The organism is Mucilaginibacter flavidus, assembly GCF_024055575.1.
Lineage (GTDB): Bacteria > Bacteroidota > Bacteroidia > Sphingobacteriales > Sphingobacteriaceae > Mucilaginibacter > Mucilaginibacter flavidus.
The window spans coordinates 88,352-105,804 of the sequence record NZ_JAMXOE010000016.1; the positions used below are offsets into that span (position 1 = coordinate 88,352).

The 17,453-nt window shown below is 38.2% G+C and carries 19 protein-coding genes; 3 read left to right on the forward strand and 16 right to left on the reverse strand.

The genetic code is table 11. The features are described from left to right. Window position 1 precedes the first annotated feature (1 nt). Window positions 2–733, forward strand: coding sequence for an IS21-like element helper ATPase IstB (istB, locus tag NAF19_RS20880; protein WP_252792280.1), 732 nt, complete (start codon window positions 2–4; stop codon window positions 731–733). Window positions 734–991: 258 nt separating this feature from the next. Then, window positions 992–1,576, forward strand: a complete 585-nt coding sequence (locus NAF19_RS20885) for a DUF6671 family protein (RefSeq protein WP_252792281.1) — start codon at window positions 992–994, stop codon at window positions 1,574–1,576. Window positions 1,577–1,606: 30 nt separating this feature from the next. On the opposite strand, the gene acnA is transcribed toward NAF19_RS20885, so the two are convergent. From acnA to sufB, 15 genes are all read right to left on the reverse strand, one after another. Further along, complete coding sequence (gene acnA / locus NAF19_RS20890) at window positions 1,607–4,381, reverse strand: aconitate hydratase AcnA (RefSeq protein ID WP_252792282.1); 2,775 nt, start codon at window positions 4,379–4,381, stop codon at window positions 1,607–1,609. 214 nt (window positions 4,382–4,595) lie between these two features. Then, complete coding sequence (locus NAF19_RS20895; RefSeq protein ID WP_252792283.1) at window positions 4,596–5,027, reverse strand: SufE family protein; 432 nt, start codon at window positions 5,025–5,027, stop codon at window positions 4,596–4,598. Beyond that, complete coding sequence (locus NAF19_RS20900; RefSeq protein WP_252792284.1) at window positions 5,027–6,280, reverse strand: aminotransferase class V-fold PLP-dependent enzyme; 1,254 nt, start codon at window positions 6,278–6,280, stop codon at window positions 5,027–5,029. The genes NAF19_RS20895 and NAF19_RS20900 overlap by 1 nt, the downstream gene beginning before the upstream one ends. Window positions 6,281–6,298: 18 nt before the next feature. Next, on the reverse strand, window positions 6,299–6,559 hold the full coding sequence (locus NAF19_RS20905) for a hypothetical protein (RefSeq protein WP_252792285.1): 261 nt from the start codon (window positions 6,557–6,559) through the stop codon (window positions 6,299–6,301). A 185-nt stretch (window positions 6,560–6,744) separates the two neighbouring features. Then, on the reverse strand, window positions 6,745–6,975 hold the full coding sequence (locus NAF19_RS30825) for a PSP1 C-terminal domain-containing protein (RefSeq protein ID WP_370362902.1): 231 nt from the start codon (window positions 6,973–6,975) through the stop codon (window positions 6,745–6,747). Continuing rightward, window positions 6,965–8,212, reverse strand: a complete 1,248-nt coding sequence (locus NAF19_RS20910; protein ID WP_252792286.1) for an NAD(P)/FAD-dependent oxidoreductase — start codon at window positions 8,210–8,212, stop codon at window positions 6,965–6,967. The genes NAF19_RS30825 and NAF19_RS20910 overlap by 11 nt, the downstream gene beginning before the upstream one ends. Window positions 8,213–8,340: 128 nt before the next feature. Beyond that, entirely contained in the window at window positions 8,341–9,303 is a 963-nt protein-coding gene (locus NAF19_RS20915) for a WD40 repeat domain-containing protein (protein WP_252792287.1), read from the reverse strand. Continuing rightward, entirely contained in the window at window positions 9,300–9,650 is a 351-nt protein-coding gene (locus NAF19_RS20920; RefSeq protein ID WP_252792288.1) for a 4Fe-4S binding protein, read from the reverse strand. The genes NAF19_RS20915 and NAF19_RS20920 overlap by 4 nt, the downstream gene beginning before the upstream one ends. A 12-nt stretch (window positions 9,651–9,662) precedes the next feature. Continuing rightward, complete coding sequence (locus NAF19_RS20925; RefSeq protein WP_252792289.1) at window positions 9,663–10,127, reverse strand: RrF2 family transcriptional regulator; 465 nt, start codon at window positions 10,125–10,127, stop codon at window positions 9,663–9,665. A gap of 135 nt (window positions 10,128–10,262) precedes the next feature. Beyond that, the gene (locus tag NAF19_RS20930; RefSeq protein WP_252792290.1) at window positions 10,263–10,814 is read right to left on the reverse strand and encodes a BrxA/BrxB family bacilliredoxin; all 552 of its coding nucleotides are present in this window, start codon (window positions 10,812–10,814) and stop codon (window positions 10,263–10,265) included. Window positions 10,815–10,841: 27 nt separating this feature from the next. Next, window positions 10,842–11,129, reverse strand: coding sequence for a DUF59 domain-containing protein (locus NAF19_RS20935; RefSeq protein WP_252792291.1), 288 nt, complete (start codon window positions 11,127–11,129; stop codon window positions 10,842–10,844). Window positions 11,130–11,225: 96 nt separating this feature from the next. Continuing rightward, window positions 11,226–12,326, reverse strand: coding sequence for an Mrp/NBP35 family ATP-binding protein (locus NAF19_RS20940; protein ID WP_252792292.1), 1,101 nt, complete (start codon window positions 12,324–12,326; stop codon window positions 11,226–11,228). Window positions 12,327–12,334: 8 nt separating this feature from the next. Then, window positions 12,335–13,711 (reverse strand): Fe-S cluster assembly protein SufD, encoded by a 1,377-nt coding sequence (sufD, locus tag NAF19_RS20945; RefSeq protein ID WP_252792293.1) that lies wholly within the window; start codon window positions 13,709–13,711, stop codon window positions 12,335–12,337. A gap of 69 nt (window positions 13,712–13,780) precedes the next feature. Further along, on the reverse strand, window positions 13,781–14,539 hold the full coding sequence (sufC, locus tag NAF19_RS20950; protein WP_252792294.1) for a Fe-S cluster assembly ATPase SufC: 759 nt from the start codon (window positions 14,537–14,539) through the stop codon (window positions 13,781–13,783). Window positions 14,540–14,609: 70 nt separating this feature from the next. Continuing rightward, a complete protein-coding gene (gene sufB, locus NAF19_RS20955; RefSeq protein WP_252792295.1) occupies window positions 14,610–16,061 on the reverse strand; it encodes a Fe-S cluster assembly protein SufB in 1,452 nt (483 codons plus the stop codon). Window positions 16,062–16,168: 107 nt separating this feature from the next. Here sufB and NAF19_RS20960 point away from each other — a divergent pair, with 107 nt between their 5' ends. Further along, on the forward strand, window positions 16,169–16,330 hold the full coding sequence (locus NAF19_RS20960) for a hypothetical protein (protein WP_252792296.1): 162 nt from the start codon (window positions 16,169–16,171) through the stop codon (window positions 16,328–16,330). An 80-nt stretch (window positions 16,331–16,410) separates the two neighbouring features. On the opposite strand, the gene NAF19_RS20965 is transcribed toward NAF19_RS20960, so the two are convergent. Beyond that, complete coding sequence (locus NAF19_RS20965; RefSeq protein ID WP_252792297.1) at window positions 16,411–17,289, reverse strand: AraC family transcriptional regulator; 879 nt, start codon at window positions 17,287–17,289, stop codon at window positions 16,411–16,413. Window positions 17,290–17,453 lie beyond the last annotated feature (164 nt).

Here is a 17,453-nt window from a genome sequence, read left to right on the forward strand (position 1 = left end):
AATGAACACACAAAACACATTAGACCAGCTGAAATCGCTTAAACTAAGCGGTATGGCTAACCGGTATGAGGCGACACTATTGCTTCCCGTACATGAACTTCAGGACGTACACTCCCTTGTCGGGATGCTCACGCAGGCAGAGGTAGAATACCGTGACCACGCCCGAACGCAAAAGTATCTGAACTACAGTAAGCTCCGGTACCATGCTTTACCCGAGGATATTCTTTGCACGCCTGACCGGGGAATCACCCGGGAACAGGTGCTGCGGTTATCTGATGGAATGTTTATTGCAAAAGGAGAAAACGTCCTGATTACCGGCGCCACGGGCTGTGGTAAAAGCTTTCTGGCTTGTGCCCTGGGACGTAGTTCCTGCCTTCTCGGCTACCGAACCCTATACTACAGCATGAACAAGTTTCTGGAATCACTGGCCCAGGCCAGGCTGGACGGCACCTATCTCAAATGGATCAGGGCTATCTCCGGTAACAAGCTTTTGATATTGGATGACTTCGGGCTAAAGGCATTATCCAACGATTCCAGGATCGCTTTGCTTGATATTCTGGAAGACAGGTATGGAAATGGCTCTACAATCATCACATCACAGCTGCCGGTAGATAACTGGTATAACTTTATTGATGAGCCAACGCTTGCCGATGCGATAATGGACAGATTGGCAGCTTCCGCTCACAGAATTGCTTTAACAGGTAAATCTATGCGGAACAAGAAAAATTACTAAGTTTACTGAATATCATACTGCTTAGTGATGATGTAGCTTTGACTGCTCTTTTACACCTTAAATCGCTGGTCCCTTTTGCAGCGGAATGGTGGTATACTTTCCCCGGAATAATCATTTGCTGCCATCAAATCAACAATTGGTGCAAAATCGGGCATGATTTCCATTAATTCTACTATCGAAATTAATTGAGCTGAATGAGTGGATATGTTTAAAGGAAGAAAATTAGTTATCGCTACAAGGCACCAAAAAGAATCTGTTATGGCACCTGTTTTTGAAAATATGTTAGGTGTAAACTGCTTCGTCACTTCAGACCTGGATACCGATCAGTTGGGTACTTTCTCAGGTGAGGTTGAAAGGCTCGACGATCCTTTAACCACTGCGCGAAACAAATGCCTGATGGCTATGGAACAAACAGGCTGCGATCTGGCGGTAGCCAGCGAGGGTTCATTCGGCCCGCATCCTACGCTGTTTTTTTGTTATGCTGACGAAGAACTGGTGCTTTTTATGGACAAAAAGCGTAAGCTGGAAATTTACAGCACAGAAGTCAGTTTGAAAACAAATTTCAACGGGAAAGAAATCAGCAATGAACAGGAATTGATGGATTTTGCAGAAAGTGTCGGTTTTCCTTCCCATGCAATAATTCTCCGGGACAAAAAAAATAGCACAGCATGTTTGGTAAAGGGTATTACAGACCCGGATTTGCTTTTTACAACTTTTAGGCGGATGTTCAAAGATCATGGCCGTGCTTTTGCAGAGACCGATATGCGGGCGATGTACAATCCTACCCGCATGCAAGTGATATTGATGCTCATAATCAGCAGAGCCTACCACAAACGCATGTAAATTCTCAAATTGTTTGAATTGGAAAAGAGTTTAAGCCTTATCCAAAAATTGTCTTAACACATACTGCAGAATTCCTCCGTGACGATAATATTCTATCTCAATTTTGGAATCCATCCGGGCAATTGCCTGAAATTTAATTTCCTGCCCGTCTTCTTTTTTGGCAATTACCTCAATTGTTTTTAATGGTTTGATATCTTCTGCAATACCTGTTATGGTAAATGTTTCATCGCCCGTAAGCATTAATTTTTCGGCACTATCGCCTGCTTTATATTGCAATGGCAATACACCCATACCTACCAGGTTGCTGCGATGGATACGCTCATAGCTTTCTGCCAGTACAACTTTTACACCCAGCAAAAAAGTGCCTTTAGCAGCCCAATCACGTGAGGAACCACTCCCATATTCTTTACCCGCCAATATCGCTAAGGGGGTTTGCGATTGCTGATATTTTAAAGCGGCATCATACACATATATTTCTTCGCCGGTAGGCAAATATTTGGTAAAGCCACCTTCTTTTGTAGCCAGCTTGTTTTTTATGCGAACATTGGCAAAAGTACCACGAAGCATTACTTCATCATTTCCCCGGCGAGAGCCATAAGAATTGAAATCTTCTCTTTTTACACCTCTGCAGATAAGATATTCGCCTGCGGCTGAAAATTCATTAAACTGACCAGCGGGCGAAATATGATCAGTGGTAATACTATCACCTAAAACCAATAAAGCCCTTGCATCTTTTATATCCTTTAAAGGCGCTGCATCATCAGAAATGTTGTAGAAGAATGGAGCTTCCTTGATGTAAGTAGATTCATCATCCCAGATATATAATTTGTCGTCCGGTACTTCAAGGTTTCGCCATATATCATTGCCTTCAAATATTTCATCATAATTTTTTTCAAAATCTTTAGGCGAAAGTACCTCGTTCATCAGTTCATTAATTTCATCATCTGTAGGCCATATATCTTTTAAATAAACAGGTTGCTGGTTAGGATCAAAACTTATCGGTTCATTCAGCATATCAATATCAACCCTGCCTGCAATGGCGTAGGCTACTACCAGCATCGGCGACATTAAAAAATTCATTCTTATCTGCGGATGGATCCTGGCTTCAAAATTACGGTTGCCTGAGAGTACGGAAGCTACAACCAGATCATGTTCTTCTACTGCCTTAGCAACATAAGTAGGTAAAGGCCCGGAATTGCCAATACAGGAAGTACAACCGTAGCCTACTATATGAAATTGCATTGCTTCCAAGTCGTCCATCAAATCTGCTTTTTCAAGATAATCTGTTACCACCTTTGAACCTGGTGCCAAGGATGTTTTAACCCAGGGTTTGGTTTTCAATCCACGCTCTCTTGCCTTCCTGGCAACCAAACCTGCACCCACCATTACAAATGGATTAGAGGTATTGGTACAGGAGGTAATGGCGGCAATAGCAACCGCACCATCAGAAAGCCTAAAACTTTCCCCGCCAATGGTTACCCACACATTTTTCATTCCATTTACGATTGTTTCTTCAATTTCCGGTTCCGGCCCCAATGTAGATATTGCTTGTTGTATTGGCTGACTGCCTCCTTCTGCCATCCAACTGCTCAATTGTTTTACTTCTTTGTATTTACGGCCATAAGTTCGGTCTAACAGCTCTATAAATTTTGATTTAAAGTTCTTTAATAAAATTTTATCCTGCGGTCTTTTTGGCCCTGCCACTGTAGGTTCCATTGCCGAAAGGTCCAACTCTACAATGTCGGTATAGTTAATCTCTTCGTTACCGGTTCTCCATAGCATATTGGTTCTGCAATAATCTTCAACTAATTTTACCTGTTCTTCAGAGCGGTTGCTTTTACGCATATACTCCAAAGTTTTATCATCAATGGGAAAATAGGTGATGGTACAACCAAATTCCGGCGACATATTGCCAATGGTGGCACGGTCAGGTACTGAAAGGTTATCGAGGCCTGAACCAAAGACTTCTACAAATTTACCCACAACTCCATATTTTCTAAGTAAATCAGCAATAGTTAATACCAAGTCTGTAGCTGTAGAGCCCAATGGAAGTTTCCCGGTAAGTTTTAGTCCGATCACTTCAGGCATAATAAAATAGATAGGCTGTCCAAGAATGGCAGCTTCCGCTTCAATGCCGCCAACACCCCATGCCACTACACCAATTCCATTTACCATGGGCGTATGGCTATCCGTACCCACCAACGTATCCGGAAAAACCTCTCCATTGCGTTCAATTACACCTTTAGAGAGATACTCTAAATTTACCTGGTGACAAATGCCCATTCCTGGGGGAACAACACTAAAATTATTAAATGATTTTTGTGCCCATTTAAGAAATTGATAACGTTCTTTATTGTGCTTATATTCTTCCTCCATATTACGGCTGTAGGCATATTCTGTTCCAAAATAATCTACCTGTACAGAGTGATCAATAATAAGATCAACAGGTATCAATGGATTTATTTCATCAGGATTTTTTCCTTTCCTTGCTATTTCTGCACGCAACGATGCAATGTCCACCACTGCAGGAACGCCGGTAAAATCCTGCATTAATACACGGGCAGGTTTAAAAGGAATATCCTTGTCGGAGGCAATGGGCTTCCAGTTTAGAATGGTTTCTATACTTTCACGGGTGATGGCAAAATCATCAAAATTCCGCAGGACGTTTTCTAATAAAATACGGATGGAAAAAGGCAGTTTACTAATGCCATGCCCTTGTTTTTCAAGTTCTGCAAGGCTATAATATGTGTAGGTTCCGTTTTTTGTGTTTAATAATTTTTTTATTTGATAAGGGTCTTTATTCATGATTGCACTGTTTTATTTTTTGTTACATGATACGAAAGTTTAAAGAATTGCTTTTTCTATTCTATGCCAGGTTTCCTTCTTATATAAAACAGATTTAATTTCTGATTGTTTGTGAATGATTTTATATTCTTCCTGAAACGAAAATCCTTCACAAACACCCCCTATTTTCTTTCTGCGAATGCGATAAAATTATATAGCCTTAGCGTGGGGCATTTCAACCTTTTGCTTTGTACACCACCGCATCAAGTTTCATTTGTTTGATCATGCTTTCCAATCCTCCCGCACGTTTCATCGAAAGCATACTTTTAAATCCTATCTCTTCAATAAAATTAAGCGGCGCTTTAATAATTTCATCAGGCGTATGTCCCGAAAGCACATAAATCATCATTGCGACAAGTCCTTTCGCATAATCCGCATTGGCATCTGCCTGAAAAATAATTTTCCCTTCTTTCAATTCACTGTATAGCCACACATGCGCCTGACATCCTTTTATCATACGGTTATCTGTTTTCAGTGAATCATCTAATGTTTTCAGGTTTTTACCCAAATCAATCAGGTAACCGAATTTGTCAAACAGGTCTTCAAACTCCGAAAATTCTTCCACGAGTTCCTGCTCTGTGCTTTCTATAGTTTTTATCTTTGTCATTATTTGCGTATCCGTTGAATTGATTTCATCATTGCATTTACGAAAACATCAATTTCCTCCTTTGTATTATAAAATGAAAAACTTGCACGCACAGTTCCCGGAATTTGATAGTGTGCCACCAGCGGCTGGGTGCAATGATGCCCTGTTCGCACGGCTATTCCCTGCGCATCCAGGAGCATGCCTATGTCGAGCGGGTGAATGCCATCCACCACAAACGAAATTACACTTGCTTTTTCTTTTGCCGTGCCAATAATTCGCAAATCTTCAATCGCAGAAAGTTTTTCTGTAGCGTATGTAAGCAGTTCATGTTCATAAGCAGCAATGTTTTCAAGACCGAAGGCATTGATGTAATCAAGTGCCACTGCAAGACCAATTCCGCCTTCAATATTGGGGGTGCCCGCCTCAAATCGAAGCGGAGATCCTTCGTACTCTGTTTTATCGAATGAAACTGTTTTAATGGTTCCGCCTCCCACTTGATAGTTCGGTAGTTTTTTCAGCCACGCTTCTTTTCCGTAAAGGATTCCTACTCCTGTTGGCGCATACATTTTATGACCGCTGAAGCAATAAAAATCTGCATCTAAATCTTGCATATCCACTTTCAGGTGGGGGATTGATTGGGCACCATCCACCAGCACTGGAATGTTTTTAGCGTGGGCGATAGAAACAATGTCTTTTACGGGGTTTACCGTGCCGAGTGTATTTGACACATGTACAATGGCAACCAATTTTGTTTTTTCAGAAAGTAGTTTTTTATATTCATCTATCAGCAATTCTCCACTGTCGGTTATCGGGATAACTTTCAGTACCGCATTTTTTTCTTCGCATAACTGTTGCCACGGAAGAATATTACTGTGATGCTCCATCTCACTCACTATAATCTCGTCTCCGGCATTCACAAACTTTTTCCCAAACGCAGTGGCTACAAAATTGATGCTCTCGGTAGTTCCACGTGTAAAAATTATTTCGTGCTCGTGTTTTGCGCCAATGTGTTTTTGAATAGTAACACGGGCATTTTCGTATTCAACAGTGACATCCTGGCTCAAGCGGTGAACCCCGCGATGGATATTGGCATTCTGCCCGGTGTAATATTTTACGATGGCATCAATAACTTGGTTCGGCTTTTGTGTAGTAGCCCCGTTATCAAAATAAATTAGCGGCTTACCATTCATAGTCCGCAAAAGGATTGGAAAGTCTTTTCGGATTTTCTGCACATCGAAAAGTGCTTTTTTTTCTATATGTTTTTTTTGTGTCATTAGTTCAATTTCTTATTTTCATTTTCTTTTTTTATCGAATCTTGTTATATTATATTGACCAACTACATTTACGTAATCCGGCACTTTTAAACAATTATATTCCTTAACTATGGCTGCCTCCTCCATCAAATCTTTCAGAGCCATGCCTTCTTGAATTAGTTTTTGTATTTCTTTAACCCTTTCAATTTTTACGGGTATTAAGTTGCTATCATTTGTATAACTAAACCACATTATTCTTTTTTCTGTATCTGTTTTTTGAAGTCTTGCAGTACCTTTCATGGTTTTTATGCTATTAATATCCTGATCCTTTAATGAAGCCTTATAGTTTTGGGAATCTTTCGTCAAACAGCATTTAAATTCTGTCCATCGCCTATCTTTTTTTTGGGTGGATAAGGTAGGGCTTTGTTTAAAATCGGTTAACCATGTAGAATAACAGAATTCTCTTCCACAAGGGCCAATTCCACCTAAACGACTGGCTTCCTCCAACACACTAATCTGACGCTTACTATTTTTACACCAAACGTTTTAGCAAGTAACAAAATGAGTTCCCTAAAATCTATTCGGCCTTCAGCCGTATAATAGAATGTCGCTTTGGTTTGATCCCCTTGATTAGGGGTCATCTGGGCATAAATAGCATGTGGAAACTGCACGGTAGTGTTCATGTTGTGAATTATTGAATGGTCATCATCTGTCATTTTCTTTTAGTATTAATCTTAATGAAGAGTCTTTTGTGATATAAATCCAGACCCAATTAATGAAAATTATTAATTTATTTCGAACACTTAGTATCAGCATCAGGTGTAAAAACATCCAAATAAACCAAGCAAAATACCCCTTAAATTTAATGAAGGGTAAATCAACCACGGCTTTATTTTTACCTATCGTAGCCATAACACCCAGATTGGTATATTCATATTGTCGCAAAGGTTTATTTTGCAATAAAGACTTAAAATTTTTCGCCAGATTTTTAGCTTGATTTATGGCCACATTAGCAACCTGAGGATGCCCCTTTAAGTAAGCAGGGGTTTCCATATATGCAATGTCGCCTATTGCATATATATTTGAATACCCTTGTGCTAAATTATATCTATCAACTTTAATTCGATTGTTTACAATTTGTTTTTCATCAATGCCGCTGATTATATTTCCGGTAACTCCGGCCGTCCAAATTACATGCTTACTTTTTATGCATTCACCATTATTCAGCGTTACAATTTTACCATCGTAACTTTTTACAATTACATTTGTCTTGACATCCACTCCTAATATTTTTAAATAATTTTCAGAAGCTTTTTTTGCCATATCACTCATGTTACTAAGTGTATACAAGCCTCCTTCCAATAAAATAACTTTCAGATTTTTAAAATCAATTAATGGAAAATCTTTTGGAAGGATATTTTTTTTAATTTCAGCAAATGCGCCGGCTAATTCAACACCCGTCGGCCCTGCACCAACAATAACAATATTCAACAAATATTCTTTTTCACTTTCATCAACAGATAGTAAGTCTTCGAAAGACTGTAGGATTTTGTTTCTTATTTTAATAGCATCATAAGTTGTTTTAAGTCCATAAGCGTATTTTTCTAAATCCATGTTGCCAAAAAAATTCGTTTTACAACCCGTTGCTACCACCAAATAATCGTAATTAAAACTTCCTATTGTTGTGCTAATACTATTTGTTCTTGGTTCAACACTCAACACTTTAGTCATTCTGATTTGAGTGTTTTTTCTATTTTGAAAAATTTTACGAAGTGGAAACGAAATACTACTTGGCTCTAATTGTGAAGTAGCAACTTGATAGAATAACGGTTGAAACTGATGATAGTTGAGTTTGTCAATGAGCAATACCTCAAATAAATCTTGGTCAAGATGTTCAATAAATTGAATACCCGCAAAACCACCGCCTACAATTACTATTTTTTTTCTGTTCATTACCATTTTTTTTTGTTCATTGTGACTCCGGCCTACTTTTTTTTAACTCTCCACCTGCACAAGAGAAAAACAATTTTGCGCCAGTAAGGTTGTTTTCATTACCCACTTACCCATTGTATCGCAGTAAATCAGGTTAAATCCCGCCATTCTTGATTTGTATTTTTGGCGATTTCCCATAGCATGATAGTTTTGTCATCACCGGTTGAAATCAGGTAATTATTAAAATCACTCCATAAAAGTTTATTTACCGAATGAGTATGACCTTCATGTTTAGACTTATCTATCCGTAACAGCAACTCAAAGTTTTCTCCATCCCATATTTTAATTGTTTTATCTCTGCTTCCTGTAGCAAAGAACTTTTTATCAGGACTAAAAACGATGCTGTAAATGGCATAGTTATGGGCAGGAATATGATGGATTAAAGCATAATCGTTTTCAATATCCCATGCATTTAAATATGCATCTCTCGAACCAGATAAAAGGTATTTTCCGTTTGGATGATAGCGCACTGTATTTACCGAAAAATCATCAACATGCCCCTTAAGAATTTTCTTTTCAGCAAAGGTTTCAAAATCAAAAATCCGAATAGATCCATCACCACATCCAATGGCTGCCTCTTTCAAAACAATGTTGAAATCTATACTGCGTATCTTTTTATCACAAAGTTTCAATGCGGTGATTAGTGAGAAATCATTGATTGACCAAACTGAAAGTGTACCGTCGCCAACTAATGCCCAAAAGCATTCTTTTTCCGGAAGATATTGGATATCATAAATGGATTGACGATGAAGCTGTAAAAGCCTTATTTCTTCATTCTTGTTTAGGTCAATAACATGGATGCCCCCTAATGACTGGCCAACAAGCAATAAGTTTCTATCTGGAATATATTTCAATGCCATGGCTTTGGCAGGTAATTTGGCAACAACTTTGTTTTGCCCTTGATCCTTAATATTCCATTCTACTACCAAGTTATCACTACTCCCAGAGTAAAAATGGTGATCATGCGCAGGTTCTAGTGTAAAAATAGCCCCTCCATGCCCAATAAATTGGCGTGCTTTTTCTATTTGTATTTTTGTCAGTACGGTACTCATACGAGATGCATAAACTCTTTTTTGTTTAGTAGCTCTTCTTTTGTCTCTCTATGGTCTGGATCATCCACACAGCAATCTACAGGACAAACTGCGGCACATTGGGGTTCATCATGGAAACCAACACACTCGGTACACTTATCGGGTACTATATAATATACCTCATCTGATAATGCAGCCTGTGTTTCTTCCGTATTAAGGGTATCCCCATCACCTAAATCAATGATACCAATTAATTCAGTACCGTCCGAAAATCTCCAGGCTGTTGCCGGATCATAAATTGCATTATTCGGACATTCAGGCTCGCATGCTCCGCAGTTAATACACTCTTCTGTTATTATTATAGCCATAGTAAAAAAAGTCTAAACTAAATTCCCAACAATAATATTCCGCAAAACAACAGTAACATCATTTTCATTTTTCACCATGTCTTCAAGAGTTACCTTATCCAACAACTTATCAAGCGAAGCCTGCATCATTGACCAGAGCGACCGGATGGAGCAATCAACTGAATTGGTGCATAACGTCAATATTCCTGAATGGCTCTCACAGAATTTTTTATCGAAAAAACTTCCACCCAAAGCTTTCAATGTATCATTTACCGTGATAGCAGCAGCAGGCTTTGCCAGTATATATCCACCCACATGCCCTCTTGTGCTGTTAATCAATCCCTTCATGCGAAGTACTCGGGTTAATTTAGCAACATAGTTTGTAGATAACCCTTCTGCTTCACTGATCTGACGAATACTTAGTCCTTTCTCATCCTTGCAGCGGGTTATCCTTAGCATTATTCTTAAACCATACTCGACTTGGGCTGTTATTTTCATAATTGTATTTTTTATTTAGTTTCTGTATAATTTACTATTTCAGGCAAAGTTCACAAAGAAAAACTTAGCCTATTTGGAGCCATTGCGATTATTTTCTTATAAACAATAAACACAAACTAAATAGACAGACACTATTTATTCTTTATTCTTAGAACGGTCAGTATAACAACCGTATTTACCTTGTGTAACATTTTCAAAATCTTTTGCAGGAATTGATGGTCCTGTATTATTGCACTCTTTGTTAAAAATAGTTGCCAATTCACAGGCAATGCCATCCGCTTTATGTCCTTCAATGTCAGATCGTTGAAAAATGGCCACCGGCTCGCCATTTCTAAAAAGGGCAATGTGGGGCGAGGAAGGCATATAATTTGAAAGATATTTATTCCTGTACCTATCAATCGCATTTTTTTCCATTCCGCCAAAGAGCGTGTAAAGCTCATCCGGAATAATACCATTTTGCAATGCCACCATTACCGCCGGCCTTGCGCTTCCGGCAGAACAACCGCATATAGAGTTTATTACAACAAGTACCGTTTTATCATCACGTCTGTCTAAGGCTTTATCCACATCTTGTGGCGTTAATAATTCTTTGCAGCCTACGGATGTTAGTTCATCTCTCATGGGCTGAACACTAACAGCATCATAAGTTAGTTGCTGTGTAATTTTTGTCACATTAGATACTTCCATTTTTTTGGGTTTTAGTCATTATGTAATTTAAAGCATTCCAAGTTCAAATTTGGCCTCCTCATTCATCATGTCTCTCGACCAGGGCGGTTCCCAGGTTACTTCTACTTTAGAACTGTTCACTCCCTGGATATTCCTGATCTTCGCTTCCACTTCTGGCGGAAGCGTTCCCGCTACCGGACAGGAAGGCGAGGTTAGTGTCATTTTGGTGTGCACATTGGCTTCATCATCAATCTTTATTTCATATATCAATCCTAAATCATAGATATTGGTAGGTATTTCCGGGTCATAACAGGTTTTCAGAACATCTATAACCATTGTTTCTAATGCTATTTTATCTACTATTTCCATATTGTATTTTTATCAATGTAATTATTTTTTGTTTTCCATGCTTTATTTGCCATCGTATGACCTTTACACTTCAACTTTTTCTTTCGATGAGGCCGCACTCAAATTTTTTACACATTCAATTACATTTTGGGCTAAGTCTTTAAACATTTTGCCTTCTATAGTATTTTCATTTAATGCAGCCGGTATTCCAACATCCCCCGCCTCTCGTATTCTTGTTATTAAAGGGATTTGACCTAATAGGGGAACATTCATTTGTTCCGCTAATTTTTTTGCGCCATCTTGTCCAAAAATGTAATCTTTTTTATCAGGATTACCCTCTGGTGTATAATATGCCATATTTTCAATCAAGCCAAGTACAGCTACATTAACCGTATGCATCTGGAACATGCTAATACCCTTTCTTGCATCAGCCAAAGCTACTTCTTGTGGCGTACTGACGATAATAGCTCCTGTAAGAGGGATTTTATCTACCAGGGTCAGGTGAATATCGCCTGTGCCTGGTGGAAGATCCACAAGCAAATAATCTAAACTACCCCAATCTGCATCCTGAAATAATTGAATAAGGGCTTTAGAGACCATAGGTCCTCGCCAGGGAACTGCCTGTGATGCTTCAGCAAAAAAACCAATAGATAAAATTCCCACTCCATGAGATTGGATCGGTTCCATCATATTGCGACCAGATGTATTATCAAAAGTTGGCTTTCTATTCACCAAATTAAACATAAGTGGCATCGATGGCCCATAAATATCTGCGTCCAACAACCCTACCTTTGCGCCTGAAAGGCTTAATGCCACTGCAAGATTAGCAGCAACGGTAGATTTTCCTACACCACCCTTGCCAGAGGCTATAGCAATAATATGTTTGACACCCGGTAATAATGAGCGGAGCTCCGGATTTCTATGCTTAACACCGGGAAGTGCTTGTATATCTATATTTACCTGAATGTGCTCACCTAACGATTGTCTGATAGTATTAATACAGCTATTTTTCACTTGCATTTTACTATGCATGGTGGGGCTACTTATTTTAACGCTAAAGGTGATCGTCTCGCCTTCAATATGAATATCACCCACTAATCCTAACTCAACAATACTTCTCTTGAGGTCTGGCTCAATAACGGTAGCCAGTATTTTTAGAATATCCTCTTTCGTTATTTCGGTCATGTTATTTATCAGTTTAATAGTTCATTAGTAGTTTCCGACAATTGCTTGAATTTATCAAGAAGCATCTGTTCTACCTTTTCCCTTACGGGTTCAATTTTAATTAATTCAGTTATCTCCGTTAAAAAAGCTTGTTTTAAAACTGATATGGCTTCTTTTTTAGAAAGGCCTCTGGAGCGCATATAATATAATGCATCTTCATTCAGTTGTCCAATAGTGGCGCCATGACTGCATTTAACATCATCTGCAAAAATTTCCAACTGAGGCTTGCTATTCATCGAGGCGCCTTTTGATAATACAAGGCTATGATTTTTCTGAAAAGCATTTGTCTGTTGAGCATCTGGCCTTACCATAATCTTACCATTAAATACTCCCTTAGCATTATCCGTAAGGATTCCTTTATACAACTCGTTGCTGTTACAATTAGGATACGCATGATCTACAAAGGTTTGATTATCTATATGCTGCTTATCCATACCGACATAAATACCATAAAAATTGGTATTTGTGCTGCTATCCTTTAAAATAGAGCTTAGGTTGTTCCTTACTAATTTTGCCCCCAGGTCAACTACATAAGAGCTGTAGGTGCTATCCCGCATTTGCTCCACTTCTGTGTTATTGATAAAAAAGGCACTCTCTCCTTCATTTTGAATTTTAAAGTGGTTAACTATTGCGTTCCTTTTTAGAACCACCTGGGTAACCGTATTGGTGAGATAAGTTTGTTGGGGATTATTTAGATGATGATAGGTTTCAATAACCGTAAGCTCACTATTTTCCCCAACTACAATTATTTTTTGTGGGCTAATAACTGTAGTTTCATCCTTTGTAAAAGCTATGTTCAGTATATGAACTGGACGATCCAAAACAACTCCATTGGGCACATCAATAAAAATTCCATCTTGAGCGAAGGCGGTATTTAATACAATGAAGGGATTCCTTTCTTTGGTTGCCCATTTAGACAAATATTCAGAAACTGTTGTTTTTGTCAACTCATCTTCTTGCAAACCAGAGGAAATATCCTGCACTTTTATTTTTTTTGATAATTCATCCTTTGATGAAAAGTCTTTATTGTATTTACCATTCACAAAAACCAGCAAGTATGCATCCAACCCTTCAAAAAGAAAAGGTTTAATATCCGCTGCTGTTATATCAACAAGTTTGGGCTGCCGGTATTGCTGCTCAAGTACTTCAGCAACACTGGTATACTTCCAATCCTCATTTTTCCTATTAGGAAAATCTACGTCATCGCTCAATCGTTGAATAGCCGATTTTTGTATAGCATGCCCTACATAATCCTTCTGTCCGTTTAACGTGTTTTCATACAAACGAAACAGTTCAATAAACTTTGTCCTGCTATCGTTTTTATCTATTGTATTTGGAATTGTCATACTTATATTCTTTACTTTTAAGCTGTTGCTTGCTCTTCTGTTTCATTAGCACATTGACACATTTTTTAATTAAATGATCGCTAATGCTTCTTCTTTGATCCAATCGTATCCTTTTTCTTCCAGCTTCAATGCTAAATTTTTGTCACCTGATTTAACGATTTGTCCATTGTATAGCACATGAACAAAATCGGGGATAATGTAATCAAGTAATCGTTGGTAGTGGGTAATTACTATAAAAGCGTTATCTTTTCTACGTAACTGATTAACACCATTGGCAACTATTTTCAATGCGTCGATATCAAGCCCCGAATCAGTTTCATCCAATACTGCAAGCTTTGGTTCCAATACTGCCATTTGTAAAATTTCATTGCGTTTCTTTTCTCCGCCAGAAAATCCTTGGTTTAGGGAACGGCTCAAAAAATCATCCTCCATCTCAACCATTTTTGCCATCTTTTTGATAAAAGCTATCATCTCCTTTGCGCTCAGTTCTTTCTTCTGTTGATGCTTGCGAACAGCGTTAATGGTATGTTTAAGAAAATTGGCAGTGCTTACACCGGGTATTTCTATCGGATATTGAAATGCCTGAAATATACCTTCCCTGGCACGTTCATCTACTGATAATCCGAGGAGGTCTTTGCCCATATAGGTAACGCTACCCTCTGTAACCTCATAGCCTTCACGTCCTGCCAAAACGTGTGCCAAGGTACTTTTACCACCTCCGTTTGGCCCCATAATGGCATGCACTTCACCCGCATTTATTTGAAGGTTAATACCATTTAATATTTTTTTTCCTTCAATTTCTGCGTGTAAATTTTTTATTGTTAACATGAGTTTTTTTTATTAATTTATCGATCATTAAATATTTATTTTTGAAAAAACTATTAGCTGCAATCTGCATTTACCCAACGCTACCTTCTAAACTTACCGCAAGCAATTTTTGTGCTTCTACTGCAAATTCCATTGGCAATTCTTTAAATACATCCTTGCAATAGCCATTAACAATAAGATTAATGGCATCTTCTTGTTTCAATCCTCTTTGCATACAGTAATATAACTGGTCTTCCCCCACTTTAGAAGTTGTGGCTTCGTGTTCAATTTGAGCTGTCTCATTATCTATTTCGAGATAGGGGAAGGTATTTGCACCACATTTGTCTCCCATTAATAAAGAATCACATTGTGAAAAATTCTTGGCATTTTCGGCGTTTTTTCCTACTTTAACCAACCCTCTATACGAGTTATTGCTCCTGCCTGCAGAGATGCCTTTGGAAATAATAGTGCTGCTGGTGTTTTTACCAATATGCCACATCTTAGTTCCTGTATCGGCTTGTTGTAAATTGTTAGTAACTGCAACAGAATAAAACTCACCCGTTGAGTAGTCGCCTTTTAAAATGCAACTCGGATACTTCCAGGTAATGGCAGAACCTGTTTCAACTTGTGTCCAACTGATTTTCGATCTTACTCCTGCACACAATCCTCTTTTGGTAACGAAGTTATAGATGCCGCCTTTTCCGTCCTTATCGCCAGGATACCAGTTTTGAATGGTGGAATATTTGATTTGAGCATCGTCAAGCGCTATGAGTTCAACCACTGCTGCATGCAATTGGTTTTCATCTCTCATAGGGGCAGTGCATCCTTCCAGATAGCTAACATAACTGCCTGCTTCGGCTACAATCAATGTTCTTTCAAACTGCCCGGAGCCCTCGGCATTGATACGGAAATAAGTAGATAGCTCCATCGGGCACCTAACGCCTTTTGGAATAAAACAAAACGAACCGTCAGTGAACACGGCAGAATTAAGTGCTGCATAAAAATTATCAGTGGAAGGAACCACCATTCCCATATATTTTTTTACTAATTCGGGATGTTCTTTTACTGCATCGCCAAACGAGCAAAAGATGATGCCTAATTTGGATAGCGCTTCTTTAAAAGTGGTGATAACAGATACACTGTCAATTACTATATCAACGGCAACGCCTGTCAGGCGCTTTTGTTCTCCTATTGAAATACCTAATTTCTCAAAAGTTTTCAATAGCTCAGGATCTGCTTCATCCAGGCTGTTGAGTATATTTTTCTTTTTTGGGGCAGCATAATAAATAATATCCTGGTAATTTATTGGTGGATATTTTACATTAGGCCATTTAGGTTCAGTCATTTTTTCCCAATGCCTAAAGGCTTTTAAACGCCAATCAAGCAGCCATTGAGGTTCATCCTTTTTAGAAGATATTAATCGAATGATATCTTCATTTAAGCCTTTTGGAATGAGCTCAGTATCAATATTACTAGTAAAGCCATATTTATAATCACACTTGGTATAATCTTCAAGTGTTGTTGTGGATGCCTCCTTGCTCATATTCTTTAGAATTTTATGGTGGTTTATTCAAACTTTCTGGCACAAAGATAGTTAATTTATACAAAATAGTATAAATCAACTTATACAAAATAGTATAATAACCTAAAGTGACTAAAAGTCTGATGTATTACTTCGCAATTCTTCAGTTATTGGGCGATGAATGGAAGGTTCAGCCATCCATCCAATATTTTTTAGAAAACAAAGACGAATCTGATAAAATACCTGATTTAGTGTTTTTAGATTTAAACATGCCTTACATTGATCCGTAGGTAATGTAAAACGCTGTAGAAACGCCTCGAAAGAAGTCTGACAAGCACAAACACTTGCACAAGTAGAGTTTTGTTGTTTTTTACAAGTTATTGATTCCGTTTCTGTATTCAAGAGGCGTTACCTTCTTGTACTTTTTAAATAATTTCGAAAAATAGTTAGGGTATTCAAATTTTAATAAATAAGCGATCTCCGCAACGGTTAAAGAAGTATGTTTCAAATATTTTTCTGCTTCTCCTACAGCATGTTCATGTACCAATTGTATAGCAGGCTTACGCGTAATACTTTTACAGATACGGTTTAAATGAATTGGGGTTATGTTTAAGTCGTTAGCAAACGCTGTTATTGTCCTGTCATTTTCTGCCGTTTTGATCAGGTGCTGGAATTTTTTAAAATGCAAAAGGTATGCACTGTCCTTTATCCTGGTTCCCGCCCCAACTTCAAACATTCTATAAAATATAACAAACAATTGGCAAAGCAAGGCTTTTACCATAAACTGCTTCTCCTGCCTTTCAGAAAAAAGTTCGTTGTCTATTTGTAAAATAAGATCCTGAATTTGTTTAAACTTTTGTTTCCCTCCGAAGTCGACCATAAATACCGGCTTATTTATAGAAGCTAGGATATGCGTTTGTCCGGGGAAAGCTGCTTCTACAAATGTGTCTGATACTGTTAAAATCCTGCCTTTAATATCTGGGCTATAACTAAGCCCATGCAGCGCCATTGGTGGGATCAAGATAACAAATTGCCCGGTTAACTCCTTTTCATAATTATTGCCCTGAAAAATAGCCTTCCCCGATTCAACACAAAAGATCTGAAACAATCGGTTATGGATATGCGGACGTATTACCCAACCAAACGTTTGACTACGCGTTTTTATCAGCTCCGAAAAAATATAATCTGCTCCATGGTTAGCGTTGAGTTCGCCATAAAGTCCGTTAAAATGAAGTATACTTTTTGACATATAGAAAATGTATGTTTTGTATCTCAAAACTTAGGTTTTTTATTCATTGTCTTTTATCACAATATATAATTTTACTGGATAAATTTAAAGACGCTAATTATAACTTTTTATTGTTTGCTGTTTACAGTGCAGTTCTCCATATTATTCCGTTGAATTAAGACTTT

Bases quoted from the DNA above. Each gene is read 5' to 3' on its own strand.
- NAF19_RS20930 (WP_252792290.1), bottom strand. From the start codon at position 10,814: ATGGAAGTATCTAATGTGACAAAAATTACACAGCAACTAACTTATGAT.
- NAF19_RS20940 (WP_252792292.1), bottom strand. From the start codon at position 12,326: ATGACCGAAATAACGAAAGAGGATATTCTAAAAATACTGGCTACCGTT.
- sufC (WP_252792294.1), bottom strand. From the start codon at position 14,539: ATGTTAACAATAAAAAATTTACACGCAGAAATTGAAGGAAAAAAAATA.
- istB (WP_252792280.1), top strand. From the start codon at position 2: ATGAACACACAAAACACATTAGACCAGCTGAAATCGCTTAAACTAAGC.
- NAF19_RS20885 (WP_252792281.1), top strand. From the start codon at position 992: ATGGCACCTGTTTTTGAAAATATGTTAGGTGTAAACTGCTTCGTCACT.
- NAF19_RS20900 (WP_252792284.1), bottom strand. From the start codon at position 6,280: ATGACACAAAAAAAACATATAGAAAAAAAAGCACTTTTCGATGTGCAG.
- sufD (WP_252792293.1), bottom strand. From the start codon at position 13,711: ATGACAATTCCAAATACAATAGATAAAAACGATAGCAGGACAAAGTTT.
- NAF19_RS20915 (WP_252792287.1), bottom strand. From the start codon at position 9,303: ATGAGTACCGTACTGACAAAAATACAAATAGAAAAAGCACGCCAATTT.
- sufB (WP_252792295.1), bottom strand. From the start codon at position 16,061: ATGAGCAAGGAGGCATCCACAACAACACTTGAAGATTATACCAAGTGT.
- acnA (WP_252792282.1), bottom strand. From the start codon at position 4,381: ATGAATAAAGACCCTTATCAAATAAAAAAATTATTAAACACAAAAAAC.
- NAF19_RS20965 (WP_252792297.1), bottom strand. From the start codon at position 17,289: ATGTCAAAAAGTATACTTCATTTTAACGGACTTTATGGCGAACTCAAC.
- NAF19_RS20905 (WP_252792285.1), bottom strand. From the start codon at position 6,559: ATGAAAGGTACTGCAAGACTTCAAAAAACAGATACAGAAAAAAGAATA.
- NAF19_RS20935 (WP_252792291.1), bottom strand. From the start codon at position 11,129: ATGGTTATAGATGTTCTGAAAACCTGTTATGACCCGGAAATACCTACC.
- NAF19_RS20910 (WP_252792286.1), bottom strand. From the start codon at position 8,212: ATGAACAGAAAAAAAATAGTAATTGTAGGCGGTGGTTTTGCGGGTATT.
- NAF19_RS20895 (WP_252792283.1), bottom strand. From the start codon at position 5,027: ATGACAAAGATAAAAACTATAGAAAGCACAGAGCAGGAACTCGTGGAA.
- NAF19_RS20925 (WP_252792289.1), bottom strand. From the start codon at position 10,127: ATGAAAATAACAGCCCAAGTCGAGTATGGTTTAAGAATAATGCTAAGG.
- NAF19_RS20920 (WP_252792288.1), bottom strand. From the start codon at position 9,650: ATGGCTATAATAATAACAGAAGAGTGTATTAACTGCGGAGCATGCGAG.
- NAF19_RS30825 (WP_370362902.1), bottom strand. From the start codon at position 6,975: ATGACAGATGATGACCATTCAATAATTCACAACATGAACACTACCGTG.